General features: G+C 63.9%; 23 protein-coding genes and 2 tRNA genes. 18 read left to right on the plus strand and 7 right to left on the minus strand.

The annotated features are described in order from the left end of the window. Nucleotides 1–4: 4 nt before the first annotated feature. The 10 genes from HBNXHr_RS10545 to HBNXHr_RS10590 all read left to right on the plus strand — a co-directional run bounded on the left by HBNXHr_RS10545 (nucleotide 5) and on the right by HBNXHr_RS10590 (nucleotide 11315). Complete coding sequence (locus tag HBNXHr_RS10545) at nucleotides 5–463, plus strand: universal stress protein (protein ID WP_275737175.1); 459 nt, start codon at nucleotides 5–7, stop codon at nucleotides 461–463. Nucleotides 464–711: 248 nt separating this feature from the next. After that, nucleotides 712–2106 (plus strand): serine hydrolase domain-containing protein, encoded by a 1395-nt coding sequence (locus tag HBNXHr_RS10550; protein WP_275882089.1) that lies wholly within the window; start codon nucleotides 712–714, stop codon nucleotides 2104–2106. An 81-nt stretch (nucleotides 2107–2187) separates the two neighbouring features. Next, complete coding sequence (locus HBNXHr_RS10555) at nucleotides 2188–3690, plus strand: MATE family efflux transporter (RefSeq protein WP_345893710.1); 1503 nt, start codon at nucleotides 2188–2190, stop codon at nucleotides 3688–3690. 118 nt (nucleotides 3691–3808) lie between these two features. Continuing rightward, nucleotides 3809–6856: an FAD-binding and (Fe-S)-binding domain-containing protein gene (locus HBNXHr_RS10560; protein ID WP_275882090.1), complete on the plus strand. Its 3048-nt coding sequence runs from the start codon at nucleotides 3809–3811 to the stop codon at nucleotides 6854–6856. A gap of 131 nt (nucleotides 6857–6987) precedes the next feature. Beyond that, entirely contained in the window at nucleotides 6988–8334 is a 1347-nt protein-coding gene (locus HBNXHr_RS10565) for a hypothetical protein (protein ID WP_275882091.1), read from the plus strand. Nucleotides 8335–8416: 82 nt separating this feature from the next. Beyond that, nucleotides 8417–8491 (plus strand) — tRNA-Glu (locus HBNXHr_RS10570). A 297-nt stretch (nucleotides 8492–8788) separates the two neighbouring features. Next, on the plus strand, nucleotides 8789–9322 hold the full coding sequence (locus HBNXHr_RS10575) for a bifunctional nuclease family protein (protein WP_275737179.1): 534 nt from the start codon (nucleotides 8789–8791) through the stop codon (nucleotides 9320–9322). Nucleotides 9323–9453: 131 nt separating this feature from the next. After that, nucleotides 9454–10614: a permease gene (locus HBNXHr_RS10580; protein WP_275882092.1), complete on the plus strand. Its 1161-nt coding sequence runs from the start codon at nucleotides 9454–9456 to the stop codon at nucleotides 10612–10614. Between the two features lie 38 nt (nucleotides 10615–10652). After that, nucleotides 10653–10895, plus strand: a complete 243-nt coding sequence (locus tag HBNXHr_RS10585) for a thioredoxin family protein (protein ID WP_275737181.1) — start codon at nucleotides 10653–10655, stop codon at nucleotides 10893–10895. An 84-nt stretch (nucleotides 10896–10979) separates the two neighbouring features. Continuing rightward, nucleotides 10980–11315: a metalloregulator ArsR/SmtB family transcription factor gene (locus HBNXHr_RS10590; RefSeq protein WP_275882093.1), complete on the plus strand. Its 336-nt coding sequence runs from the start codon at nucleotides 10980–10982 to the stop codon at nucleotides 11313–11315. 48 nt (nucleotides 11316–11363) lie between these two features. On the opposite strand, the gene HBNXHr_RS10595 is transcribed toward HBNXHr_RS10590, so the two are convergent. The 3 genes from HBNXHr_RS10595 to HBNXHr_RS10605 all read right to left on the minus strand — a co-directional run bounded on the left by HBNXHr_RS10595 (nucleotide 11364) and on the right by HBNXHr_RS10605 (nucleotide 13355). After that, nucleotides 11364–12251 carry a hypothetical protein gene (locus HBNXHr_RS10595; protein WP_275882094.1) on the minus strand — a complete coding sequence of 296 codons (888 nt, stop codon included), beginning with the start codon at nucleotides 12249–12251 and terminating at the stop codon, nucleotides 11364–11366. An 82-nt stretch (nucleotides 12252–12333) separates the two neighbouring features. After that, nucleotides 12334–12759, minus strand: a complete 426-nt coding sequence (locus HBNXHr_RS10600; protein WP_275882095.1) for a low molecular weight phosphatase family protein — start codon at nucleotides 12757–12759, stop codon at nucleotides 12334–12336. An 83-nt stretch (nucleotides 12760–12842) separates the two neighbouring features. Further along, a complete protein-coding gene (locus HBNXHr_RS10605; RefSeq protein ID WP_275882096.1) occupies nucleotides 12843–13355 on the minus strand; it encodes a redoxin domain-containing protein in 513 nt (170 codons plus the stop codon). Between the two features lie 167 nt (nucleotides 13356–13522). Between HBNXHr_RS10605 and HBNXHr_RS10610 the strand changes: the two genes are divergently transcribed. Further along, on the plus strand, nucleotides 13523–14107 hold the full coding sequence (locus HBNXHr_RS10610; RefSeq protein WP_275882097.1) for a hypothetical protein: 585 nt from the start codon (nucleotides 13523–13525) through the stop codon (nucleotides 14105–14107). A gap of 64 nt (nucleotides 14108–14171) precedes the next feature. After that, nucleotides 14172–14846: an HAD-IA family hydrolase gene (locus HBNXHr_RS10615; RefSeq protein WP_275882098.1), complete on the plus strand. Its 675-nt coding sequence runs from the start codon at nucleotides 14172–14174 to the stop codon at nucleotides 14844–14846. A gap of 17 nt (nucleotides 14847–14863) precedes the next feature. On the opposite strand, the gene HBNXHr_RS10620 is transcribed toward HBNXHr_RS10615, so the two are convergent. Next, complete coding sequence (locus HBNXHr_RS10620) at nucleotides 14864–15187, minus strand: multidrug efflux SMR transporter (protein WP_049941459.1); 324 nt, start codon at nucleotides 15185–15187, stop codon at nucleotides 14864–14866. A 262-nt stretch (nucleotides 15188–15449) separates the two neighbouring features. On the opposite strand from HBNXHr_RS10620, the gene HBNXHr_RS10625 reads away from it, so the two are divergent. Further along, nucleotides 15450–15791, plus strand: coding sequence for a hypothetical protein (locus tag HBNXHr_RS10625; protein WP_275882099.1), 342 nt, complete (start codon nucleotides 15450–15452; stop codon nucleotides 15789–15791). Nucleotides 15792–15973: 182 nt separating this feature from the next. Here the strand turns inward: HBNXHr_RS10625 and HBNXHr_RS10630 are convergent, their stop codons facing one another. Next, a complete protein-coding gene (locus HBNXHr_RS10630) occupies nucleotides 15974–17512 on the minus strand; it encodes a (R)-citramalate synthase (protein WP_275882100.1) in 1539 nt (512 codons plus the stop codon). 164 nt (nucleotides 17513–17676) lie between these two features. Beyond that, complete coding sequence (locus HBNXHr_RS10635; RefSeq protein WP_275882101.1) at nucleotides 17677–18051, minus strand: DUF192 domain-containing protein; 375 nt, start codon at nucleotides 18049–18051, stop codon at nucleotides 17677–17679. Between the two features lie 138 nt (nucleotides 18052–18189). Between HBNXHr_RS10635 and HBNXHr_RS10640 the strand changes: the two genes are divergently transcribed. The 5 genes from HBNXHr_RS10640 to HBNXHr_RS10660 all read left to right on the plus strand — a co-directional run bounded on the left by HBNXHr_RS10640 (nucleotide 18190) and on the right by HBNXHr_RS10660 (nucleotide 24748). Continuing rightward, the gene (locus HBNXHr_RS10640) at nucleotides 18190–18801 is read left to right on the plus strand and encodes a hypothetical protein (protein ID WP_275882102.1); all 612 of its coding nucleotides are present in this window, start codon (nucleotides 18190–18192) and stop codon (nucleotides 18799–18801) included. Between the two features lie 105 nt (nucleotides 18802–18906). Then, nucleotides 18907–19962 carry an ATP-binding protein gene (locus HBNXHr_RS10645; protein ID WP_275882103.1) on the plus strand — a complete coding sequence of 352 codons (1056 nt, stop codon included), beginning with the start codon at nucleotides 18907–18909 and terminating at the stop codon, nucleotides 19960–19962. Between the two features lie 60 nt (nucleotides 19963–20022). After that, on the plus strand, nucleotides 20023–20571 hold the full coding sequence (locus tag HBNXHr_RS10650) for a GMP synthase subunit A (protein ID WP_275882104.1): 549 nt from the start codon (nucleotides 20023–20025) through the stop codon (nucleotides 20569–20571). A gap of 160 nt (nucleotides 20572–20731) precedes the next feature. Continuing rightward, on the plus strand, nucleotides 20732–22807 hold the full coding sequence (locus tag HBNXHr_RS10655) for a family 43 glycosylhydrolase (RefSeq protein WP_275882105.1): 2076 nt from the start codon (nucleotides 20732–20734) through the stop codon (nucleotides 22805–22807). A gap of 84 nt (nucleotides 22808–22891) precedes the next feature. Beyond that, nucleotides 22892–24748: a DUF2070 family protein gene (locus HBNXHr_RS10660; protein WP_275882106.1), complete on the plus strand. Its 1857-nt coding sequence runs from the start codon at nucleotides 22892–22894 to the stop codon at nucleotides 24746–24748. 40 nt (nucleotides 24749–24788) lie between these two features. Here the strand turns inward: HBNXHr_RS10660 and HBNXHr_RS10665 are convergent. Then, nucleotides 24789–24873 (minus strand) — tRNA-Ser (locus HBNXHr_RS10665). Nucleotides 24874–24970: the final 97 nt, after the last annotated feature.

The following is a 24970-nucleotide window of genomic DNA, read 5'->3' on the forward strand; positions in this document are numbered from 1 at the left end:
ATATATGGAACGAGCACTTGTCGTCGTCGACGACACTGAAGCGAGTGACGAGTTACTCCGGAAAGCGGGCGAGATCGCGGAAGGGGTCGGTGCGAAACTGTACCTCTTTGGGACGCTTGACCCCGAGGAGTTCGACGAGGCCCGGGAAACCCTCGATACGATCGGCGAGGTCGAGAACACGTCCTACACCGATTCGGACATCCTGAAAACAGTTCACAACTCGCTGAACGAAACCATCGAGGCGGTCTTCGATGGGACCGAGTTTGAATACGAGACCGTCGGGGCGGTCGCCGGCGAAGGCGACCGCGCCTCGAAAGTCATCGAGGCCGCCGAGAAGTTCGAATGTGAGCACATCTTCCTGTCGGGCCGAAAGCGCTCGCCGACCGGGAAGGCGCTGTTCGGTGATACGGTCCAGTCCGTGCTGCTCGACTTCGACGGCGAAGTCACCGTCAACCTCCAGTAACGACCGTCGGTTCCCCTTTTTTGCCGCCGTGTCTCAGTCCTGAGCGAGGAGCCGGTCGTCCGATCCGACGCTGCGTGGTGAGTTTCAGTGGCGTACAAGCACCATCCACTGAGGACGATGCGGCGGCGAACTGATTGTATGGCGGTCCGGGACAGCTATGAGGAGTAGCGGACGCGACAAAGCGTGTGACGAACTGACCACTGCCGCAGCCCAAACGTTGATTGGGCTCTCGGGAGCACGGACTCCCTATGCGTACGCCCTCCAGACGGTCGTTGCTCGCGAGTCTCGGTGCGGCCGCCAGTGGACTCGCCGGCTGTACGAGCGAGGATCCCACGCCAACCACGACCGAAACGAACACCCGAGCGTCAACCGAAACGAGCACCGGGACGCGGAGTCGGACACCGCGGGCGACGGGATCGACCACGGAGCCGCCGACCAAGACGACCGAATCGGCGGACGACTTCCCGATGACTGGCCGGCCGGGTGGCGTCGAGGCCTTCGACGACGTGCTTCCGGGCTTTCTGGAACAGTGGGGGATTCCAGGGGCGACAGTGGCGGTGATGGACGGGGAGCGACTCGTGTTTACCCGCGGATACGGGACGGTCGGTCCTGACAGCGACGACGCGGTCCATCCGGACGCCCTGTTCCGTCTCGGAAGCCTCTCGAAGCCGATCACTGCCGTGTCCGTGCTTGATCTCGTCGAGAAGGGAGAGCTATCACTCGACGATCGGGCCGTCGAGATTCTCGCTGAACTGGTCCCCGAAGACGGACCGGTGGACCCACGCGTCGAAGCGATCACGGTCCGACAGCTGCTGACACACACGGCCGGTTGGAGCACGGAGCCCGTCGGCTTCGATCCGGTCTTCGCACCGATCCAGGTGGCCAAAGCCCAAGAGACCGAACCACCAGCCAGCGCCGAGACGACGGTCGAGTTCATGCTGAGTCAGGAACTCGGCGCGGACCCCGGGACGACCTTCGAGTACTCGAACGTCGGGTATTGCATCCTGGGCCGAATCATCGAAGCCGTGACGGGGAAGCAGTACGAGCGCCACGTGCGTGGGGCGATCCTCTCCTCGCTCGGTGCGGGCGACATGGCGATCGGCGCGACCCGGAAGGAGAATCTGCGGGAAGGGCAAGTCCGCTACCGGAGTCACGGCACGACCGAGTCCCCGTTTTCGGGCGAGGGGACCGTTCCGCGTCCGTATGGCGCTGGTGTGTTGAACGAGGCCCTGGACGCAAACGGCGGATGGGTCGGTTCCGCCCCTGACCTCCTGCGGTTCGTCCGCGGTATCGACGGACTGGAGGGTGTGCCGGACGTGCTGAGCGCCGAGACGAAAGCGACGATGCTCGCCCGGCCGGACGTAAGTCGCTGGGCGGGAGCCAGCCAGTACTACGGCCAGGGATGGTATGTCACTCCAGGAGAAGGCGGGCCGCTCCTCTGGCACAACGGGTCCCTCCCCGGCAGTTACGCGTTCCTGGCTCACGACCGAGGGTCGGGTCGGACGCTCGTCGGCTTGTTCAACGGCCGATCGCCGGACTCACTCTTCGGGCAGTTCAACGTCGCCGCCCAGCGAACGCTGCTCGGGGCAGCCGGTGCGGTCGAATCCTGGCCGGATCGTGACCACTTCACTGCTGACAGCTGACCCGGCCATCACGGACACCGAAACCCCCGGTGGGAACGGTATCGAAGGGTATTTAGACCACGACAGTTGAACTATTTCTTCGTGGACGATTCCGGGCCGCAGACGAACGTGACGGAAGGGGGACTACTCCGCCCCATGCTCGACATCGCGTGGCCGCTGGTGGTCTTTCAGTTGCTGAACGTCGCGTACAACGTGACGGATACCATCTGGCTGGGGCACTTTTCGGCCGACGCGGTCGGAGCATTGAGTATCGCGTGGCCGCTGGTGTTCCTGTTCATTTCGATCGCCGGCGGGTTCAACTCCGCGGGCGCGATCCTGGTTGCGCAGTACACCGGCGCGGACAGCGAGGGCTCGGCGGGCAAGGTCACGGGGAACCAGCTCACCTTCGTCATCGGGATGGCCGTCGTCCTCGGCATCCTCGGCTTTCTGCTCTCGGACCATCTGCTCGCGCTGTTGCCCTCGAGTGCGGGCACTTCCGAGCGGATCATCCCGATGGCCAACGACTACATGGAGGTCTTCTACCTGGGATTGCCGTTCCTGTTCACGTTTTTCGTCTTCTCGACGGTCATGCGCGGGTACGGCGACACGAAGACGCCGATGTACGTCATGGCCGGCAGCGTCGGGCTCAACCTGGTGATCGACCCGATCCTCATCTTCGGGTTCGCCGGCAACCCGCTGTTCGCGCCGCCGGGACTCGACGTGATCGGCGCGAGGCTGGCCGAGATGACTGCCTTCGGCGGGTTCGGGATCCAGGGGGCCGCCATCGCCACCATCTCCTCGCGTGGGCTGGCAGCGGTCGTCGGCATCGGCCTGCTGTTCTTTGGCGGATACGGCCCCGACGTCCGGGTCCACCACCTTCGTCCTGATCTCGACGTCATCCGGAAGATCGTCGACCTCGGCCTCCCGACGACGGCCGAGCAGTCGGCGGCGGCGCTGGGCCAGATCACGATGACCGCGATGGTATCGATGTTCTCACCCGCGGTCGTGGCGGCCTACGGCCTGACCAACCGGATCGGGACCATCGTCTTCCTCCCGTCGATGGGGCTGGGCCGGGCGACCAACACGATGGTCGGCCAGAACCTCGGGGCCGAAAAGCCCGACCGTGCCGAGCGGGCCACCTGGGTCGCCGCGAAGGCCGCCGTCGCCGTCCTCCTGATCGCGGCGGTCGTGGCCTTCGTCTTCCCCGAGGCGATCGTCGGCGTCTTCCTGGGGACGGGCACCGAGGAGGCGGCGATCACGCTTGCGTTCGCCGCGACGTATCTCCAGGTCAGGGCCGTCGAGTTCGGCTTTATGGGCGTCTTCCAGGTCATCCTCGGGGCGTTCCGCGGCGCGGGCAACACCCGGACGGCGATGGTCCTCTCGATCATCGCGCTGTGGCTCGGCCGCGTCCCGCTAGTGTATCTGCTGGCGGTCAACCCCGGGTTCCTGGGTGAGCTAGGGATCTGGATCGGGTTCGCCGCCGGCGACATCATCGGCGGGATCGTCGCCGTCCTCTGGTTCACTCGCGGGACCTGGAAGCAGGCCGTCATCGAAGAGCGCGGGGCGGACACCGGGCCCCCGGCCGACGCGATCGAGACGGACTGACCGGACCCGGCTGTCAACTCGGTTGTGCCGGGTCGACCATCTGGAACAGACACTGCCCGGAGAACGCTGTCGAACAGAGAGCGTGACATTAATCTCGGTCGGGTCGCAGTGTAGGATCATGGGAACCAGTAACCAGGTCGGACCCGGCGTGCCGGACGGTATCGATCCGGCCGCCGACAGTCGGGCCACGTACGACTACGTCAGCGACGACGTGCAACGGCCAGGCCTCGTAAGTGACCTGGAGGAACGCATCGAGGGGGACGTTCGCTTCGACGAGTACTCCCGACAACTGTATGCGACCGACGCCAGCGCCTACGAGGTACTTCCGGTCGGCGTCGTCTTCCCGCGGTCGACGGCCGACGTCGCGAGCGTCGTCGAGTACTGCGCCGCTCGGGAGATCCCGGTCCTGCCACGGGGTGGCGGCACGAGCCTCGCCGGCCAGACGGTCAACGAGGCCGTCGTCCTGGATTTCACCCGCTACATGGACAGCGTGCTCGAAACGGATCCTGACGCTGCCCGGGCACGCGTCCAGGCCGGGACCTACATCGGCGATATGAACGCGGCCTTCGCCGAGCACGATCTGAAGTTCGCGCCCGACCCTGCCTACGGCGATAAGAGCGCGGTCGCGGGCGCGATCGGCAACAACTCGACCGGCTCACATTCACTGAAGTACGGCAAAACCGACGCCTACGTCGAATCCTGTGAGGTCGTCCTCGCCGACGGCACCGTCACGGAATTCGGCGAAGTGACGCTGTCGGAACTCAAAGACCGCGCGGACCCGGACGGCGATCTCGAAGCACAGATCCACGCCGAAGTCGCCCGGATCCTGGACGAAAAGACCGACACCATCGACGAGGTCTTCCCGGACCTGAAGCGGAACGTCTCGGGATACAATCTCGACCGACTCGTCGAGGAGGCCGAGGACGGCTCGGTCAACCTCGCCCGGTTGCTGGCCGGCAGCGAGGGAACCCTTGCAATCATCACCGAGGCCGAGGTCTCCCTGGAGGCAGTGCCCGAAACGAAATCGATCGCGCTGTTGGCGTACGAGGACCTCATCGACGCCATGGAGGACGTCTCGATCATCCTCGAACACGACCCCTCCGCGCTCGAAGTGCTCGACGACACGCTGCTGGAACTCGCGGGCAAGACCGAGGAGTTCGGGCCGCTGGTCGCCGAAATGGTGCCAGAGGGCACCGGCGCGATGTTGCTGGTGGAGTTCTACGCCGACAGCGACGAGGAGGGCAAACAGAAGGTCGCCGACCTGATCGCCGATCGAGTGCCTGACGGTGAGAGCGAGCTGGATCCGAGCGAGGGGGCAAGCGAGATTACGGACGACCCGCACTTCGCCTTCCACGCCCAGGAGGCCCACGCGGACGACGAACGCAAGCGCTTCTGGAAACTCCGCAAGAGCGGGAACCCGATTCTCCTGGGTCGGACGACCGACGAGAAACACATCAGCTTCATCGAGGACACCGCCGTCCCGCCGGAGAACCTCCCCGAGTACGTCGCCGACTTCCAGGACCTGCTGGAAGACGTCGGCACCTTCGCGGCCTTCTACGCGCACGCGGGCCCAGGCTGTCTCCATATCCGGCCGCTGGTGAACACAAAGACCACCGAGGGCATGGAACAGTTCGAGGCCATCGCCGAGGGCGCGACCGACCTCGTCGTCGAGTACGGCGGCAGCGTCTCGGGCGAGCACGGCGACGGCCGCGCCCGCTCGCAGTTCAACCGCAAGCTGTACGGCGACGACCTCTGGGAGACCTTCGAGGAACTGAAGACCGCCTTCGACCCCGACTGGCTGCTCAACCCGGGTAACATCTGTGGCGATCACGATATGACCGAGAACCTCCGGTTCAGTCCGGAGTACGACTTCGAACTCGGGTTCGATCCCGTTCTCGAATGGGACAACGACAACGGCATGCAGGGCATGGTCGAACTCTGTCACGGCTGTGGCGGCTGTCGGGGCCCACAGGACACCACCGGCGGCGTGATGTGTCCGACGTTCCGGGCGAGCGAGGAGGAGATCACCTCGACGCGCGGCCGGGCGAACATGCTCCGGCAGGCCATGAGCGGCGACCTCCCCGAGGACGTGACCGACGAGGAGTTCATGACGGAGGTGCTCGACCTCTGTGTCGGGTGTAAAGGCTGTGCGAAGGACTGCCCGAGCGAGGTCGACATGGCCAAGCTCAAGGCGGAAGTCACCCACCAGTATCACCAGGAACACGGCTCGAGTCTCCGGGACAAGATCTTCGCCAACGTCGACCGTCTGTTCCCGCTGGGCAGTGCCCTCGCGCCCCTCTCGAACTATGCACAGCGGCTGCCGGGCCGCCGCGCGATCCAGGAGAAAGTACTCGGAATCGCCCGCGAGCGAGACTTCCCGACGTTCTACCGGGAGACGTTCGTCGACTGGTTCGCGGGTCACGAGCCCCAGGTTTCGGCGGCCGAAGCCGACCGGAAGGTGCTGTTGTTCCCCGACTCGTTCTCGAACTACAACCGACCACAGGCAGGCAAAGCCGCGGTGCGTGTTCTCGAAGCGGCGGGCGTCCACGTCGACGTCCCGAACGATGTCACCGACAGCGGCCGGGCAGCCAACTCGAAAGGCTTTCTCGACAAGGCCGGCGAACACGCTCGCGAGAACGTCGACGCGCTCGCCCCCCGGGTCGAGGACGGCTGGGACGTCGTCAGCGTCGAGCCCTCGGTCGCCGTGATGTTCCAGCTCGACTACCTCGATCTCCTCTCCGGTCCGGACGTCGAGACGGTCGCGAACAACACCTACGGCATCTTCGAATACCTCGACACCCACGGTCTCGTCGACGACCTCGACGTGACCGCGGCGGATCGGCCGCTGACCTACCACGGCCATTGCCACCAGAAGGCCATCAAAAAGGACCACTACACCGAAAATGTCCTCGAAACGGCCGGGTTTACCGTCGACGCACTGGACAGTAGCTGCTGTGGGATGGCAGGTTCGTTCGGCTACGAGGCCGAGCACTACTCGCTTAGCCAGTCCATGGCCGACATTCTCCTCGATCAGGTCCGGGACAGTTCGGGCGAGCGTGTCATCGCCCCCGGTGCCTCGTGTCGCCACCAGATCGGCGAACACGAGCAAGCAAGCGACGATCCACCCCACCCGGTCGAGGTACTTGCCGAGAACCTAGACGGCTGACAATACCGGAATCGTATCCGACGAGAGGAGTCGAGACGCCGGGAATCGAAGAGTTGCCGGTTGCGTGCGTCGCTCCCGTCTCCGGGTGAGACACAGTGTTTTTATGCTGTCGTAGGGTCAGTTTGAGGTAGATGTCCAGACGGGCAGCGACAGTTGGGTATTTGTTGGTGATCGTCGGTCTGGCAGTCCCGATGGTCGCAGCAGGTGGCCAGCTTGCGGTTGGTTCCGGCCCATCGGTAAGTCTATCTGATGGGCCAGCGCTGGGCGGTGACCGCCCGGCCCAGCAGACCCCGTTCGCCCTCGGAAGCGACCGGTTCGACCGGACGCTGTTCGAGATCACGGTCTACGAGAACCAGTCGGCCCGATGGCGGTTTCAGTACACCCAGCGCCTGGCGAACGATAGCGAAGAGACGAATTTCAAAGCCTACGCGGCCGACTTTCGCGAGAACGAGACCGACCTCTACCGGCAGTTCGTTGCCTATGGTGACGAACTCGCCCGGACCGGCACGAACGTTACCGGACGGCAGATGAACGCCACCGGGTTTGCACGTGACGCCCGCATGGGAACGCTTGACCAACTTGGCATCGTCGAGATGTCGTTCACGTGGACGAACTTCGCCCAGCAGGAGGCGGATGGCGTTCTCGTCAGCGATGTCTTCGAGGGCGGGTTGGCCATCCGGTCGGAGCAGCGACTCCGCATCGTCGCCGGGCCGACGCTCACCCTCGACAGTGTCGACCCGCTCCCGTCGAATACATCCGTCCAAGCACTGGCCGGCGAAGATTCCGTCGAGTGGGTCGGCGAGTACTCCTTTGCGGATCAGCGGCCGCGGGTCGCCTTCCGTCCCACGGCGGAAACCACGACCGAACCAGGGGTCGTGACGACGAGCGACGGATCGGAGACGACACTCACGGACCGGACGACGAACGAGCGGACAGCGACGACCGACCCGTCGGACTCGACGACCGCGAGTCCGGAAACCGACGCGACCGGGACCACAGCCGCCAGCGGTGGGGCGTTCGGTGGCCTCGGACTCGGCGGCATGCTCGTCGGTCTCGGAGCGATTACACTCGTCGTGGTCGTCGCGACCTGGCGAAGCGGCATTTTCGACGTGAGTGAACGAGATAGCCCCGCTACCGGCGGTGATGCCAACGGTGGAGCCGGCTCCGGTAGCCAGTCTCAGGGCGGCCAAACTGCTTCGACAGCCGGATCGGAGGGACCAGCGGTCAGCGAGACAGCACTGCTGAGTGACGACGATCGGGTTCGCCAGCTACTCGAGGACAACGGTGGCCGGATGAAACAGACGAAGATCGTCGAGGCGACCGAGTGGTCGAAATCCAAAGTGAGTATGCTACTCTCCGAGATGGAAGACGACGGCGAGATCACGAAGCTTCGGGTCGGTCGGGAAAACATCGTGAGTCTTCCCGGTGACGAGCCCGCAGCTGCGGGGTCACCGTTCGACGATCCCGACGACGAGTGAGTCCCGGATTGCCGTGGGAGCGGCTGGCGTAATCGATCGAAAGCGGAACCGTTAAACCCGTTTCATCGCAACGGTAGAGTACGCTCCGGTGGTGTAGTCCGGCCAATCATCTTGCCCTCTCACGGCAAGGACCAGGGTTCAAATCCCTGCCGGAGCACTTTGCTGCGAACAAATTCGTGAGCAGCAATGCTCGATTTGGATTTGAAGTAGAGAAGTCGCGCGCAGCGAAGCGAGCACGTCTGGGCGTGGTTCAAATTCCGATCGACAGCGTCGATCGGCGTTCGCGGATTCGGAGAATCCGCTCACTCCCTGCCGGAGTCCTCGTGAGCGAAGCGAACGAGGGGTCGGAGACGAACAGCGAGAGTCTCCCGGTACACTTCTGTCGCTCGCAATGTCGCGAGCGACGAATGCGGCCGGGGGAGTACTTTTCACAACGCGTTCCCAACCAGACGGTATGGAACACGAAGCGACCATCGAGGGCGTGGGCGTCGGTGTGGGGGACGAAGGTGCGGGGGCACCTGTGGTCTTGCTACGTGCCCGCGAGCAATTGGTCCCCATCTTCGTCAGTGGCGATCAGGCCCAGTCGATGCAACTCGCCATCGAGAACGAACCGTTTGAGCGCCCGCTCACCCACGATCTGTTGATCGAAATGATCTCCGAATTCGGCGCGGCCATCGACCGGGTCCGGATCGACGACCTCTCTGATGGCACCTTCTATGCGAAGGTCGACGCCGAACAGTACGTCGAGGGCAACCGCAAGAACGCGGTCTTCGACGCCCGGCCGAGCGACGGGATCGCGATTGCCCTTCGGGAGGACTGCCCGGTCGTCGTGAGCGACGAAGTGATCGACGAGGCCGGTCGACCCCCCGAGGCGTTCGAACCGGACGACGACGAGGACATCGGCCCCGACACCGATCCGAACCCCTTCGAGGACCCCTCCTTCGAGGCTGGCGACGATTTCGACGACTCCGAGGACATGGACTTCTGAGTTCGCCGCCGACGCCCACCCTCGTCGATCCCGTTTGCGATGGCCCTTCCTTTGGGGACCGTTCGACTTCGTTTTGATTTGCTTTGAAATCGGAAGCCATATATTCCGGAGTCATTCTAATACAGTTTGAAATGGCATCGGAGATCGGCCTCCTCGTCGAGGTGGTCCAAGCGGGGATCGACGAGACGTTGTCGTATTTGACGTTGCACGTCATCACGTGTCTGGTGCCAGCCTTCTTCATCGCCGGCGGGATCTCGGCAGTGTTGTCGGACCATTTCGTCACGAAGTACCTCAGCGGTGATGCCCCCAAGCTACAGGCGTACTCCATCGCATCGGTCTCGGGTATCGCGCTGGCCGTCTGTAGCTGTACGATCCTGCCGATGTTCGCCGGGTTGTACAGGAAGGGGGCGGGGATCGGTCCCGCGACGGCCTTTCTGTTCTCGGGGCCGGCGATCAACGTGCTGGCAGTCGTGTTCACCGCGAGCGCACTCAGCCTCCCGCTGGGCGGCGCGCGAGCGTTTTTCGCGGTAACCATGGCCGCCGCGATCGGGTTGACGATGGCGTTTGTCTTCGGCAGTGGTGAGGACAGCGAGCGCGCAGACGCGAAGCCGGCGATGACCGACGGGGGGCACGTGCCCGACCGTCGGCCGACGTGGGTGACGGCCGGCTTCTTCGGCAGCCAGGTCGCGATCCTCCTGATCGCTGCCACGGGATTGCTCTCGTGGGCGGTCAAGGCACCGCTGCTCGTGCCGCTTTTCGCCCTGTTGGGCTATCTGCTCTGGACGAAGTTCGATCGGGAAGTGATCGAGGAGTGGCTCCAGGAGACGTGGTTCTTCACGCGGACGATCTTCCCGCTGTTGCTCGCCGGGACGTTCGTCATCGGGATCGTCGGCGCGATCGCGGCGATCGCCCAGGGGTTGGGCCCGCTGGAGACGATCACGCGAGGTGGCGAGACGTTCGTCGCCCACCAGGTCGCGCCCGGCCTGCTCACGAAGAGAATCTTCGGGGAGACGACCCTCCTCTCGGCCGGCCTCGGCTCGGTCATCGGCGCGATCCTGTACATGCCGACGCTGCTGGAAGTGCCGATCGTCGGCTCGCTCTTTGGCTACACGCAAGGGCTGATGGCCGACGGGCCGGCGCTGGCGCTGTTGCTGGCCGGTCCGTCGCTGTCGCTGCCGAACATGCTCGTCATCTGGAAAACCATCGGCACGAAGCGGACGGCATTTTATCTCGCTCTCGTGATCGTCGCCGCCACGGCGGCGGGCCTGCTCTGGGGACTGCTACTGGTGTAACGTATCGAAAGCAACCGAAAACAGGACCAGACACAACCATGAAAATCGAAGTCATCGGCCCTGGCTGCCCCAGGTGCCAGAAAACGGAACAGCGCGTCAAGCAAGCCCTCGAACAAATCGACGGGGGCATCGAGGCAACCGTCGAGAAGGTCGACGCACAGATGGAGATCATCGACCGCGGCGTGATGCATACACCGGCAGTCGCCGTCGACGGCGAGATCAAGACCGAGGGCGAGATTCCGGACGTCGAGCAACTGGTCGGGATCTTCCGGTCCTCGTAGTTCGATCATCCGGGAAGGCATCCGTCGTGTCCTGCCGCCGCAGATACTGATTTGTGTCTGGATCCCGTGGACCTACGTACGCGAATGGCATCCCAATCGAACGACTACCGGGTCGCGCCGGAGACGATGGCCGACCTGGAATCGGTTCTCGAACGGGGCGACCTCGAAGTGGCCCTGGAGATCTTCGAGGCGCTGTCGGACGAGCGCCGTCTGAAGGTCATGCGACTGCTTGCTGAGTCGGAGCTCTGTGTCTGTGATCTGGTCGCCCTCTTCGATATCGAATACTCCAAACTCTCCTATCACCTCAAAGTGCTGAAAGAATCGGGGCTCGTGACGGCCGATCGCGACGGCAATTACGTGACCTACCAACCGACCGAGTGTGGGAACGAGGTCATCGACGTGATCGAGCAGTTCGAGTGAGAGGGGGTCGATCGGACAAGCGACGCAACCGGGGAATCACCGCGATTCTCAGTACGTCTCGAACGCGTCATCGGGTTCCTGGTTCGGCTCAGATCGGTCGGCGAGATCGTCGATCACCCGTAGTGAGCCGACTGTCAGGACGAAGCCGACCGGAACCACGACCGCCAGTCCGAGGACGACGCCGACGACCGAGGAGTTCATCACGAACGGCGTCGCGACGAGAGACAGGATGCCGACGAGTACGAAGTGGGCAAGTGCCCAGACAGCGTAGTCGCTTTCGGACACTGCGAGACGATAGCTCCGCTGCAGAGCGGGTATCGCTTCAAGATTCGCGACTGGAACGAGGAACCAGGAACCCCAGAACAGGTAGCCGACGGCGAGCATCAGCGGAATCGTCACCAGCAGCATCAGGGGAACGGCGAAGGCGAGCACAAAAACGACCAAGCCGGCTCCGAAAATCACCAGCGACAACCCGACGTACGTCAGCGCGTACGCACGGACGTTCGCGAGAAAGTCGTACCCACCACGTCGCCGGAACGCCTGGATACTGCCGAGATAGCCGGCGGTGAGCACTCCATAGAGGAGAAAAGAGAGAACGGAGCCGAACACCACGATGACCAGTGAAGACGACGGATCGACAACGCCGATCGGTGCCACACCGCCCGTGACCGGGTCGGGGGTGTCCACGAACGTCCACAGGTCGCCGATCGGTGCCGGAAAGGCGAATTTGACGCCGGCGGAACTTCCAGACCCTCGATCGAGGACCATCCGCAGATCACCGACGCTCAGCAACGTCACGAGCGTCGGTACCGCGAGCAAGACGGGAAGTTGTCTGAGTCGCTTGAGGCCTTCCTCGAGTGCGTCGCCAACGTCGGTCGTGTCGGCCCCCGACATCGGCGTCCGGCTCGAACTGGGCTGTCGATCGCTGGAGGGCATTGTCGAAAGCGGCACGCGCCATCGAGGAGTATCTTTCCACTTCGATGACTGGTCCGACGGCCGCTCCCACCATAGAAAGCGGCTACTCGACAGCCCCGAACAGTTCCTCGAAAAGCGCGGTGACGCGTCCCTCGACCTCGTCGCGGATCTCCCGAACGCGCGCCGGGTCTTGGCCGTCAGGATCAGCCAGCGCCCAGTCGCGAACCTCGACGTCAGCATCGAGTTCCAGCGTCGAACAGCCCATCGTCGCCACGAGGTCACAGTCGTTCAACGCCGCGGTCGAGAGCTCCCGTGGCTCCCGGTCCGAGAGATCGATATCGATCTCGGCCATCGTCTCGACGACTCCGTCGTGGACTGAATCGGCTGGATCGGTCCCTCCGGTGACGATCTCCACCTCGTCTTCGAGTCCCCGACGGTCGCGCTCGCGCTCGGCGAAGGCCGTCGACATCTGGCTGCGGCCCGCGTTCTGGACGCAAACGAATCCCAGCTTCGTGGTCTCTCCCGTCATTGACCGGGGGAAGTGGCCCGTCGGAGGAGTAGCTTTCTATGACGGCTATATAGGGCTCGATAGTCGGCCTGGCACTCGCGACATCACTCGGGGACCGCCGGCAGTTCGATCGGTGCTTCGAGCACTGCCGAAAGCGCGTCGGCCGCACCGACGAGTGTCGACTCCGCCGGTTCCGTGAGTAGATCGTCACTGTTCCAGGCATACTGGATCGTCCAGTCAGGATCGACGACGAAGGCCGCCCGTTTCGGAACGCCAGCGTGACCGCGAAAGTCCTCGTGGACGATGTCGTAGGCGTCGGCGATCGTGGCGTGCAGGTCCGACAGTAGCGGGATCTCGATATCTCGCGTCTCGGCGTATTCCTCGTGAGCGAAGAGGCTATCCGAAGAAATGGCCCACACCACGAGATCATCCCGGTCGAGCCACTCGCCGGCGGCGACGAGATCGGGCGTGATCGTCGGCACGAAATCGACCGGATACCACAGCAAAAGCGCCGCGCGCCCATCCCGGAGAGAATCCATCAGATTGTAATATTCCGGCTGGCCGTTGACGATTCCTGGCAAGGAGAAGTCCGGGGCCGTGGCTCCGTCCTCGATCATGGTATTCGCTCGTCGGAGCACCGTTAAGAGCGTGGTGCTCGATACACCAGGATGGCTGTGTTGAACGCAGAATGCAGAGAGCCAGCCAACGCTCGGTTCTGACGATACAGTGTTCAGTTGAACCACCAGAACAGGTATTATGTATTACTGACAATGCACACATACTCATGGACCGCCGCAAGTTTCTCGCTGGCGCAGGTCTCAGCCTCTCAGCCACGGTGAGTGGCTGTATCGGACCGGATGGTCCCCCTGTCCGGACTACCAAAGACGACAGCGAGATCAGCGGTGGTACCGAAAGCGACGACGGACCCGACACGCCAGTGCTGACGGGATTCGACGTAAGCGAGCAGTCGGTGACCGTCGACCTGAACGACTGGCGATACGAACCCGGCGGGGTGTTTCTCGGTAGTCGCGACGCCGCACTGAAGTACTTTGGCGACACCACTGCCAAGACGTACGTCGAGGACACGGATTTCGAGAACGGGGAACGACTCGTATACGTCCGTGCGGTCGCTCGCCAGACGTGTTACGAACTCCGTTTGAACAATGACCCCCAGATGACCGATGGCGCGGTGTCGTTCTCGGTCGGGATCAACCGTACGTCCCCCACCGATGAGCCCTGCGGTGACGCGATGACGGCGATCGCAACGTTGCTACGACTGTCTTTCGATCCAGGAGGTCCACCCGCAGACGTGGTGTCGGTCTCGGTAGCTGGTGAGTCGGAAGCGCTTCGGCTGGAAGTCGAAACGTAAGTGGTTGGCCCGATCCCGGCCCGAAACCGCAACGGTTTCGATGCTGCCGGTTCATCTCTCCCCCATGTACGAGGCCGTCGTCTTCGACAACGACGGCGTGCTGATGGAGTTGACGGAGATGGCCCTCCACCGGCGCGCTGCCCGCGACGCCTTCGAAGCCGTCGGCGTCGCCGACCCTGCCGAAGAGCACGTCGAGGCGATGAGCATCGGCGTCACCGTCCCGAAACTGGACGCCGTCTGTGAGCACTACGATCTCGAACCCGACCGGTTTTGGCACGAACGAGACAGCCACATGTCCCGCCGCCAGCAGGACGCCATTCGCCGCGGGGAAAAGGGCGTCTACGACGACGTCACGGCCCTGGCTGCGCTGGATCGACCCGCCGGAATCGTGAGTTCCAACCAGCAGGCGACCGTCGATTTCGGGCTCGACGCGTTTGATCTTGCCCGGCACTTCGAGACAGTCTACGGTCGGGAACCCACCGTCGAGAGCCTCCGGCGCAAGAAACCCGCGCCCTACTATCTCGAAGCGGCACTCGCAGACCTCGGGACGACGGACGCGCTGTACATCGGCGACAGCGAGACCGACGTCGAAGCAGCCCACGCGGCCGGGATCGACGCGGCGTTCGTCCGCCGCCCCCACCGCGCTGGCGAGAACCTGTCGGTCACACCCGAGTACGAGATCGACGGCCTCGCGGCCGTGCCACGGATTCTCGAGGGCGAACTGCCGGCGAGTGATTGAGAGACGCCCGGGAAAAGTCAGGCACTGCCGGAGACCAGATGCAGACCGACGATGCCGACGACGATCGTCCCGATGAAGAAGATTCGCGCGAGCGTCGCCGGTTCGTCGAAGAGGACGATCCCCAGCGACGCCGTCCCGACGGCCCCGATCCCGGTCCAGACTGCGTAGGCCGTCCCCACGGGGAGTTCTTTGACGGCCTGGGCGAGCAACACCATGCTGATCACGAGCGCGACGGCTGTCCCAAGGGTCGGCAACGGTTTCGACAGGCCGTCGGAGTACTCGAGGCCGATCGCCCACGCGATCTCGAACAGCCCGGCCACGAACAGGATCCACCAGGACATCATCGCCCAAATAGGCCACTCCGGGAGATGAACGTGGTGGTCTCGGCTATGAATTTGAAACAGAGAGGCGCTGCTGGCGAGTCGTCGAAGCAGGCATCGCGGCGCTTCGCGCCGAGATCCGAAGATACAGTAGAGTAAAGTGATTATCCTTCGAAAAGAGGGACGGAAACACAGGATGCGCTGGGCATGCACGCGCTGTGGAACACTCCATACACAAAACCCGAACGAATGTCGAAACTGTGGTCACTCTATTTTGGAGCCCATGAGCAGTGAATCGATCAATGATATCTCGAGTGGAGTCGGGCAGCCAGACAGTATCGACCCCGAAGAGATTTCGAGTATGGGAACGACGCCGACGCCCGACTATGACAGTAGTCCCGACGTGGCCCCCGACGGGTCGCTCGTTGATGACTCCCCAGCTGAGGACGGCGACCCACCGAAAGGACAACGCGGATATTTGAAACACGTAGCCGAATTCGTCCGAGCGATATGGAATACGCTACGCGCAACGGTCAGAGCACCCTTCGCCGTGCTGTGGCGCTATCTCCTGCCGTTGCTCGCTTTTGCTCTCGTATTCGGAGTGGTTGCGTATCTCACCCTTTAAATCGCAAAGGAGTATCCGAACTCGAAATCAACCTGGGAAATTGAGCATACGGCAGCCGTAGGCTGCCGTTTCACTGCTGGCTTCGCCAGCAGGTGTTTTTGGCCGAGCTTTTTGCGAGGAGGGTTCCCACAGCGAGCCGCAGGCTCGCGAGGAAACCCTCCGAAGTAAAAAGGTCGTGGCCTCTAGTCGTCAGCGACGAGGGGCTCGGTCTCCGTCTCGACTAACCGGTCGATGGCCTCGACCATGGCCTCGACGGAGGCCCGGGTGATGTCAGCGTCGCTTCTGGCGACCGTGACCGAGCGGTCGCCGCGGGACATCTCGACCTCGACGGTGACGACGGCGTCGGTCTGGCCGGTGATGGCGTCGACGTGGTAGGAGTCGAGACTCCAGTCGACGTCGTGACCGAGAGCGGCCTCGACGGCGTTCATCGCGGCGTCGACGGGGCCGTCGCCGACCGAGGCTTCGGTGCGTTCGACGCCGTCGACCAGTAGGCGGATGCTCGCGGTCGGGGTGCCGCTGCCGGCGACCGTGTTCAGGTCGACGAGTTCGATCCGGCGCTCGCGCTCGCGGTCCTGGACGTCCTCGGCGATGGCGAGCAGGTCGGCGTCGGTGACGCGCTTGTCGCGCTCGCCGAGGTCCTTGACGCGCTCGAAGACGGCGTCGAGTTCGTCGTCGGTGACGTCGACGTCGTGCTCGGCGAGCGCCGCGGCCACGCCGGCCCGGCCGGCGTGTTTGCCCAGCGCGAGCCGGCGTTCCCGGCCCACTTTTTCGGGTGGGTACGGTTCGTACATCGACTCGTCCTTGAGGGTGCCGTCGGTGTGGATGCCGCTCTCGTGGGTGAAGGCGTTCTCGCCGACGACGGCCTTGTTCGGGGCCAGCGGGATGCCGGTCTTGTTGGCGATGAGCTGGGCGAGGTCGTGGACCTGCGTGAGGTCCATCGTCTCGACGCCGTAGCCGTGATCTAAGGCGATGGCGACCTCCTCTAAGGCGACGTTGCCGGCCCGCTCGCCGATGCCGTTGATCGTCCCGTGGACGAGGTCGGCACCCGCCGCCAGCGAGACCAGGGCGTTGGTGACCGCAAGCCCGAGGTCGTCGTGAGTGTGGGTGCTCGTCGGCCCGAGGTCGGCCAGCCGCGAGACGGCGTCCAACGTCCGGTCGGGCGTCGCGTGGCCGACGGTGTCGGCGTAACAGACCCGATCCGCGCCGGCCTCGAGGGCCTCGCCCATGAGTGCCTCGAGGAAATCGAGATCGGCCCGGGAGCCGTCCTCGCCGATCACCTCGACCCAGAGGTCGTGGTCAGTCGCGTACTCCACAAGAACTGCGGTGTCGGCGATGACGTCCTCGCGGGTCGTCCCGATCTTGTCCTCGATGTGGCGGTCGCTCGCCGGGACGACCAGGTGGACGCCGTCCACGCCCGTCTCCAGGGCGAGGTCGACGTCACTCTCGACGTTCCGGGCGAAGCTCGTGACCGTCGCGTCGAGATCGAGATCCGTCACGCGGCGGATGGTCTCGCGTTCACCCGGCCCGGTAACGGCGCTGCCGGCCTCGATCACGTCGATGCCGGCGGCGTCGAGTTCGCGGGCGATATGTGCTTTCTCCGCGGGCGACAGCGATACCCCGGGTGCCTGTTCACCGTCTCGAAGCGTCGTATCGAGCAGCCCGACGTCCGAGAGCGATTCGAGTGGCTCGGTCGCCGGGTGCTCGCCGAACAATCCTGGCAAAATTCGGTCCTCGCTACGCGGGGAGAATTTCACGCCCAGTCGCCTTGCGGCGACTTCCTCTATCCTCGCTCGTCGGGTGTTCCGACATTGTAACCTGAGAAATGTGCTCGACGTTCATGAAGATATTGATCCCGGAACGACACAGACTCCCACAGGTAGCCACGTTAGCCCGTAGAGTCGTCCTCGCCCTCGACGACGACGACCCGATCGCCTGCCTCGACGCCATCGGCCGCGTCGGGCGGTAACTCGATGACGCAATCGGCACGTGCCAGCCCGAACCCGATCCAGGGGCGGAGAGTCTTCACCTGCCGGACGCGCTCGTCTTCGAGCCAGAGGACGTCAAGCGGCGTGCGGACGAACAACATGTCGATGTCCCGCCGGCCCGGGTGACTGAACTCGAACACAAGCGCGTAGTGCTCCGGAATCGATCGGCGAAACCGGAGCCCCCGGAACTTGGCCCAGAGCCCCTCGGCCACCTCGACGTCACTCGCCAGCGTTCGAGTCCCGTCGCCCTCGGCAGGCTCGTGTACGACGCGCATACCCGATGGTCGGACAGGCGGCGAATAACGTTGGGGGTTCGACGGGGGCCGAATACCGCCGAGGGATAGTCAATCGGAGTGCGCTTCCCACCCGGAACCGGCCGTGGCGGTTTTGACCCTCGGCACAAAGGTGAACACATGGAGAAGACGGACGCGGGGACAACAGTCGGTGTCGAAGACCCCTACGCGTACGTCGACCGCTGTGATCACTGTACCGACGACGGCCGGTGTCGCTTCGCCGTCGAACGCGGCGACGTCGACCCCGAGTTCGCCGACGAGTTGAGCGCCCGGGACTTCCGATGTCCCGTCGTCGGTGACCCCCAAGAGTCCGGACTGGCCGGCCCGTGGGAGTGGAGTGATTGTCGACACATGCGGGCGCGAAACCGCGATCGGAAATGTGCACGATGTGGGCTCGAAGAGCGACGATCCGCCCATACTGAGGACCGGCCCTTGCTGGAAGAGCACCATCTCTCGTACGCTGGGGATGGCAATCAATCCGCGAACGCACAGCAAAACGGGCCGAGCGAACCGGTCGATGCGGACGGACTGACCCACGAGATCACGATCTACCTCTGTCGGTGGTGTCACGCGAAGGTCCACGATTCCTGGGCGAGTATCGAGGACCCGGCGTCGCCCGATCCGGAAGCGATCGCAGCCCGGGAAGCTCGTCGGAGTCGAGAGCACGCGGAGTTGGGCTTCGAGTCCGCGGCCGAACGTGTCAATGAAGATTCTGAACTGTCCGGCCGATGAATCAACCCGCAAGACAGTCCCCGATCTCTACACCACAATTATCACGTCCGATAATAGAGAGGTTATCCCTAAGTAGCCAATTCGAGAACACAAAATACCGATAGCATGGCCGTCACGAAACGGGCACTGGGAACAAATTACGTGACTGGGACGGGGATCCTGCTGTGTGGGCTGTTCGTCCCACTGCTGAGCGTGAATGGAATCACCCCGCCGGCACTGGTCGTCGGTGGGCTCGGAATCGTCGCGGCAGCCACACTGGCGAGTTCGGGCTATTGGCTCGGCCGAGTCGGCCTGGCGGGCGACCAGATCTGGCGGATCGCGATTCACGCCGGACTGGGGATCGGCATCGTCACGCTCGGGTGTCTCATGGTCTTCGCGCTCGCGCAGGGTTCGGATCCGGGGGCATCAACAGCAACGTTGCTCGTGAGTTCCATCGCCCTCGGCGGGACGGGCGGCGCAGTGGCCGGGACGATCCGGGAGTTCGATCGCTCGACGACGACGCTTACCCAGAGCACCGAGGTGCTCTCGCGGGTACTCCGACACAACCTCCGGAATGACATGACGATCATCCTCGGGCAGATCGATCAACTCGACGGCGACGCGGACGCATCCCGGAAACCGAGACGCACGATTCGGACTGCCGTCGACGACATCGCCTCACTCTCCGAGAAGGCTCGGCTGGTCGAGCTCGCGGTCATGCGTGAGGAACGCCAGTGCCACCCCGTCGACGCGGTCGGGTGTGTGAGAGCGGGGGTCGAAACGACGCGAGCCGACGACGACGACGTCGACGTCAAGACGGACCTCCCCGAGACGGCATGGGTCCGAGCCGACTGGATGCTCGAAATCGCCATCGAAAACGTCCTCCGGACTGTCCGGGCACGCGGTGACGACACGATGGTTTCGGTCAGCGTCGATCGGACCGACACCGGACGGGTATCGATCCGGATCGTCGACGTCGATGGCCACCTCGAGCCCCCGGAAATCCAAACACTGATCGCCGGTACCGAAACACCCCTCCAGCACAGCGAGGGACTGGATCTGTGGATCGTCCGGTGGATCGTCCGAGGATACGGTGGATCGATCAGTGTCGAAAACGGCGACACGTGCGCTGTCACGCTCCGATTGCATCGAACGATGCCAGTCCAGTTTGGCGATCGATAGGACCGGAAACCGTGGCCGCGTTTCCGGGGATATATATCCACTTCTCCGTTAGCCCCGCGCATGACTCGCATCGACGTGATCGACAACCACGGCCAATTTACCCACCTCGAACAGCGGGCACTCCGGGATCTGGGGGTTGACGTCTCGCTGGTGGACAACACCACGCCCCCGGGTGACATCGACGCCGACGGGCTTGTCCTCTCGGGCGGGCCGTCGATGGATCGCATCGGCAACAGCCCGGCGTATCTCGACCTCGACGTCCCGGTCCTCGGCATCTGTCTCGGCATGCAGATCATGGCGGCCGAACTCGACGGGGTAGTCGGCGAAGGCGACTACGGCGGCTACGCCGACGTGACCGTCGAAATCCTCGACGAGGCCGACCCCCTGATCGGCTCGCTTGCACCCGAAACGCGCGTCTGGGCCAGCCACGCCGACGAAGTCACCCAGGTCCCGACCGGCTTCGAGCGAACCGCGACCTCCGACGTCTGTGGCGTCGAGGCGATGAGTGACACGGACCGCGATCTCTACGGCGTCCAGTGGCACCCGGAAGTCGCCCACACCGAGGAGGGCGAGGCAGTCTTCGAGAACTTTCGGGCTCTCTGTGAGTGAGTACCCCATTGTCGCAGCGACCACAATCGACGAGCGTCAAAACGGGTAGGGTTCTGCGTCCGAACCGCGTCCACGCCGCACTCTCAGTCACAGACCCCATTAGTGTAATTCTAATTTTAATAAGGAAAACCATTTGTAGGTAGGCGGTGTCTGCCGGTGTATGACGGCGGGGGATGACACGCACACGCTGAATCGACGTCACGTACTCAAATCGATCGGGGTTGGGGCGCTCGGTACCACGGGGATACTCGGGGCGTCCGGGTCAGTGATAGCTGACAACGACGGAGCGTACTACTCGAATCCGCTGTACGGCCCGGACTTCGCGGATCCCACGATCCACCGTGCGGACGACGGGACATGGTGGGCGTACGCCTCGAACATGAGCTATATCAACGACGCCGACGAGGAGTTGGTACCGATTCTCTCCTCGCCGGATCTCGTCAACTGGACGTACGAAGGCGAAGCGTTCAACTCCCGGCCTGGCTGGCTGTATGGGTCGATCTGGGCACCCGACGTCCACTACCACGACGGCCAGTGGGTGCTGTTCTATGCCCTCTGGCCGCGCGGAGACGACGACAGTCAGGTGCCAGGAATCGGCGTGGCCACGGCAAACACGCCCGATGGCCCATTCACGGACCATGGGGAGATCCTCTCCAACCCGGATCACCCCTATCCTGGCAACACGATCGACCCGTACTTCGCCTATCACAACGGGACACCGTACCTCTTTTGGGCTAACTTTGCTGGCATTAACGTGGTGGAACTCACCGAGGACCTGCAGGACTACCAGCCCGGGACCTTCGATCAGATCGCCGGAAGCGCCTACGAGGGGCCGGCAATCTTCCAGCGGGGTGACTACTGGTACGTCTTTGGCTCCACCGGCGATTGCTGTGATGGGTTCGACAGCACGTACGAGGTCGAGGTCGGTCGATCGGAGAACCTCCTCGGACCATACCACGACCGGAACGGCACCCCGATGCTCGAGCGTAACGAGTGGAACGCGGGGCCGACTCACCTCGGGGACAACGATCGCTTCGTCGGGCCAGGCCACGGTGACGTGACGGTCGACGACGACGGCACCTACTGGTTCGTCTATCACGCTTACGACACCGAGGGACCGGAGTTCGTCGACAACGGCTGGCCGCCGGCACGGCAGCTGTTCGTCGATCCGATCCAATGGGAGGACGGGTGGCCCATCATCGGCTGTGACGGAACGCCGTCCAGCGAGATGGCCGTCCCCGGCGAAGGAGGCTACTGCAGTGGCGGTGACGACGGGACTGGTGATGGCGGTGGCGATGGGACAGATGACGGAAACGAGACGTGGACCGACACCGACGATCCGTACTACTCGACGCTCGTCAGTGATCTCACGGGATACAACCTCCCCAGCGCGGGCCAGTTCGTCAATGGCAACGAGGAGGCGACGGTCTGGGACACCTACGAGATCGACGGCGGCAACGCCGACCGCCTCGAGCGGTCGTCACTGGCGGTCGGTGACGAGGTGCCGTTCTCGGAGGCGGCCCGCTTCGAGGTGACCGAACCACCGGAGAACCCGTGGGAGATCACCCTCAAGTCCATCGGCGAGCGCGAACTGGAGCGCGGGCAAGTCCTCCTCGGTATCGCGTACATGCGCACGCCCGAAGAGGAGGCCTCGGTGACCTACAAGTCGACGGCGTCGGCCAATACACCGGACAACTACGTGACCAGGGCCCAACCGCCACTGGATACCGAGTGGCAGCGGTATTACTTCCCGATCGAGTTCGGCGTTTCGGCCGCCCCTGGCGAGTGGTGGACCGAGATCTGGCTCGGCGCAGCGGCCCAGACGGTCGACATCGGCGGCCTCGCAGTGATCGACTTCGGCCAGGGGGTGCGAGCCGACGACCTTCCAGTCTGGGAAGATCCCGGAGAGGCGGCGGTCGAAACCGATGACGGCACCGATACGGTCACGCCCGGCGAGAGCGAGGATGAGCAAGATGACGACGAAGCCGGCGAGAGCGAGGGGACGCCGCCCGGTGAGCTGGCCGGCGGCGAGGGACCATCCCAGGATCTGGATAGAGATGGGCTGCACGAAGACGTCGACGGGGATGGCACCGTCGACGTCAGCGATGTCCGGTCGCTGTTGACCAACTGCAACAGCGAGATGGTCCAGAAAAACGCCGACGCCTACGACTTCGACGGCGACGAAGGCGTCGACATCGGTGACGTATTCGCGCTGTACCGGCGCATCCACCAGTAACATCACGGAGACACCGATATTTCAGACCCCGAGTGAGACACAGTCAGGTACTTTTAACCCCTGTCGGGAAAACCATCAGTTGGAATGACGACGACGCAGGGCAATCTCGCCGGCCTCTCGCGATATATCTTCCGTGCTCCGCGGTGGTACTCCAGCATCGGCTTTGCGCTTCTCATCGCCGCCATCGTGGGCGTCGCGGCCTTCGACTCGCGATACGTTCTCGAGGACGCCTGGCAGGGGATCTTCTACATCGGACTGCCGACGCTCGCGGCCGGGGTGCTGACGCCACCGGTCGATCGGTTGATCGGCGGCCAGTTGACGCCGAGCCGGGCGTCGCTGCTCGCACTCGGCTGTGAGTTGCTCGTCATTGCGATCATGACCAGTGCAAGTCTCGTGGCCGCGCTGACGCCACTCGGACAGATCTTCGTCTTCGACGCCCTGGTTTTCTCCCTTGCAGCCATCTTCGCCGTCCGACTGCTGATCGTCATGGCCGTCTCACGCCATCGGCTGGCCGTCGCGGCGATCCCGGCGAGTATCCAGACCCTCGCCGCTGCCGTGTTGCTGTTCGTCTACAGCGGGACGATGCGGTACCTGGAAGTCGGCGGCCCCCTCGCCAGATCGTACCTCTCGCGACCCGAACAGGCCCCACCCGAGTTACTCGTGATTCTCCCGAGTGACTTCCTCGTGTTGGCGCTTCTCTGTGGTATCTATGCGATCGCCGTCTGGCTGTTCCTCGTCGTGATCGACTGGCCCTGGCGGCGGAGTCTCGGCGTCAGTGCCCTGGATTTCCTCGAGGGCTTCATCGGACACATCGCGGAGGGATCGAACGAACTCGAAGAGTTCTTCGAGGAGATCGGCGAGGAAGCACTCGTACCGGTAAGTGTCCTCGTGTTTCGTCGCCCCGACGGCGACGAGAAGGCGCGGTTCGTCCTGCCGATGATCCATCCCGGACCGATGGGTGAGATCGGCGGCGGAAACCTGCCAAAGCGGATCGCCGAAGAGGCCGACGGCCTCGGATTCCCGCCCCACGCCACGGCCGGACACGACTTCAATCTCGTGACCGAAGGGGAAGTCGAGACGATCCTTGACGCCGCCGAGCGGGCCCACGACCGTATCGCGTATGCAGAGACGGCGACGCCGGGCGAGCGCCTCCAGGAGGGTGATGCGACGCTCACCGGCCAGGCGTTCGGCGACCACGCGCTCGCGACCGTCACCTACTCGCCCGGGTACGCCGACGACATCGAGTACGCTGTCGGGCTCTCGGCCGCCGCCGAAGCCCGGAACGGCCACCTCTCGGAAGTGATGCTCGTCGACGCCCACAACTGCAACAACGGTCTCGAAGGCCAGAACCTGGGCCACGTCGTCCCCGGCGGAGAGCGATCGTTCGACCTGATCCACGGGGCGGACCGCCTGGGCGATCGCCTCGAAGCGGCCAAGCAGGGAACGCTTCGCCTCGGGACGGCCCACGACGAGACGCCCTGGGAACCCGAAGACGGGATCGGCCCGCTCGGTGTCCGTGTGGCTGTCGTGGCAGTCGACGGGCAAACGACGGCCTACGTCCTGGTCGACGGCAACAACATGGAACCCGGTCTCCGGGAGGCGATCGTCGACACTGTCGACCAGGTTGATCTACTGGAGGTGATGACCTCGGACACCCACGTCGTCAACACAGTCGAAGCTGAAAACCAGGTCGGTGACGAGATTCCAGGCGACGAATTGATCGACGTGATCGACACGCTGGTCGGGGACGCCCTCGACGACCTCGAACCCGTCGAGGCCGGGATGGCCAGCGAAAAAGCCAAAGTGACGGTCTTCGGGACGGATCGAACCGAAACGCTTGCAAGCACCGCCAACGCCGTCGTCTCGATGGGCGGCGCGCTCGCCGGCATGTTCACCTTTGCGGTCGTCACGATCAGTCTCCTGCTGTTCCTCCTGACGTGAGCGACGGAGCGCTTCGCTCGGCAGGTTGTGGCGAGAAAAACGCCGAGGGAGCGATTTGAACGCTCGAGTCCGTGAGGACACCTGCTCTCGAGGCAGGCGCCTTGGCCAGGCTAGGCTACCTCGGCTTACCCTCCGGTAGTTCGGGTCCGTGTTTATCGGTTTCGATCTGGACGCACCACGGCAGGCCGCCGCCGGCGATCCCGACAGGCCCCACCACGAAAA

This window comes from Halorhabdus sp. BNX81 (genome assembly GCF_029229925.1).
Lineage (GTDB): Archaea > Halobacteriota > Halobacteria > Halobacteriales > Haloarculaceae > Halorhabdus.

Bases quoted from the DNA above. Each gene is read 5' to 3' on its own strand.
- HBNXHr_RS10545 (WP_275737175.1), top strand. From the start codon at position 5: ATGGAACGAGCACTTGTCGTCGTCGACGACACTGAAGCGAGTGACGAG.
- HBNXHr_RS10550 (WP_275882089.1), top strand. From the start codon at position 712: ATGCGTACGCCCTCCAGACGGTCGTTGCTCGCGAGTCTCGGTGCGGCC.
- HBNXHr_RS10560 (WP_275882090.1), top strand. From the start codon at position 3,809: ATGGGAACCAGTAACCAGGTCGGACCCGGCGTGCCGGACGGTATCGAT.
- HBNXHr_RS10565 (WP_275882091.1), top strand. From the start codon at position 6,988: ATGTCCAGACGGGCAGCGACAGTTGGGTATTTGTTGGTGATCGTCGGT.
- HBNXHr_RS10575 (WP_275737179.1), top strand. From the start codon at position 8,789: ATGGAACACGAAGCGACCATCGAGGGCGTGGGCGTCGGTGTGGGGGAC.
- HBNXHr_RS10580 (WP_275882092.1), top strand. From the start codon at position 9,454: ATGGCATCGGAGATCGGCCTCCTCGTCGAGGTGGTCCAAGCGGGGATC.
- HBNXHr_RS10585 (WP_275737181.1), top strand. From the start codon at position 10,653: ATGAAAATCGAAGTCATCGGCCCTGGCTGCCCCAGGTGCCAGAAAACG.
- HBNXHr_RS10590 (WP_275882093.1), top strand. From the start codon at position 10,980: ATGGCATCCCAATCGAACGACTACCGGGTCGCGCCGGAGACGATGGCC.
- HBNXHr_RS10595 (WP_275882094.1), bottom strand. From the start codon at position 12,251: ATGCCCTCCAGCGATCGACAGCCCAGTTCGAGCCGGACGCCGATGTCG.
- HBNXHr_RS10600 (WP_275882095.1), bottom strand. From the start codon at position 12,759: ATGACGGGAGAGACCACGAAGCTGGGATTCGTTTGCGTCCAGAACGCG.
- HBNXHr_RS10605 (WP_275882096.1), bottom strand. From the start codon at position 13,355: ATGATCGAGGACGGAGCCACGGCCCCGGACTTCTCCTTGCCAGGAATC.
- HBNXHr_RS10610 (WP_275882097.1), top strand. From the start codon at position 13,523: ATGGACCGCCGCAAGTTTCTCGCTGGCGCAGGTCTCAGCCTCTCAGCC.
- HBNXHr_RS10615 (WP_275882098.1), top strand. From the start codon at position 14,172: ATGTACGAGGCCGTCGTCTTCGACAACGACGGCGTGCTGATGGAGTTG.
- HBNXHr_RS10620 (WP_049941459.1), bottom strand. From the start codon at position 15,187: ATGTCCTGGTGGATCCTGTTCGTGGCCGGGCTGTTCGAGATCGCGTGG.
- HBNXHr_RS10625 (WP_275882099.1), top strand. From the start codon at position 15,450: ATGAGCAGTGAATCGATCAATGATATCTCGAGTGGAGTCGGGCAGCCA.
- HBNXHr_RS10635 (WP_275882101.1), bottom strand. From the start codon at position 18,051: ATGCGCGTCGTACACGAGCCTGCCGAGGGCGACGGGACTCGAACGCTG.
- HBNXHr_RS10640 (WP_275882102.1), top strand. From the start codon at position 18,190: ATGGAGAAGACGGACGCGGGGACAACAGTCGGTGTCGAAGACCCCTAC.
- HBNXHr_RS10645 (WP_275882103.1), top strand. From the start codon at position 18,907: ATGGCCGTCACGAAACGGGCACTGGGAACAAATTACGTGACTGGGACG.
- HBNXHr_RS10650 (WP_275882104.1), top strand. From the start codon at position 20,023: ATGACTCGCATCGACGTGATCGACAACCACGGCCAATTTACCCACCTC.
- HBNXHr_RS10655 (WP_275882105.1), top strand. From the start codon at position 20,732: ATGACGGCGGGGGATGACACGCACACGCTGAATCGACGTCACGTACTC.
- HBNXHr_RS10660 (WP_275882106.1), top strand. From the start codon at position 22,892: ATGACGACGACGCAGGGCAATCTCGCCGGCCTCTCGCGATATATCTTC.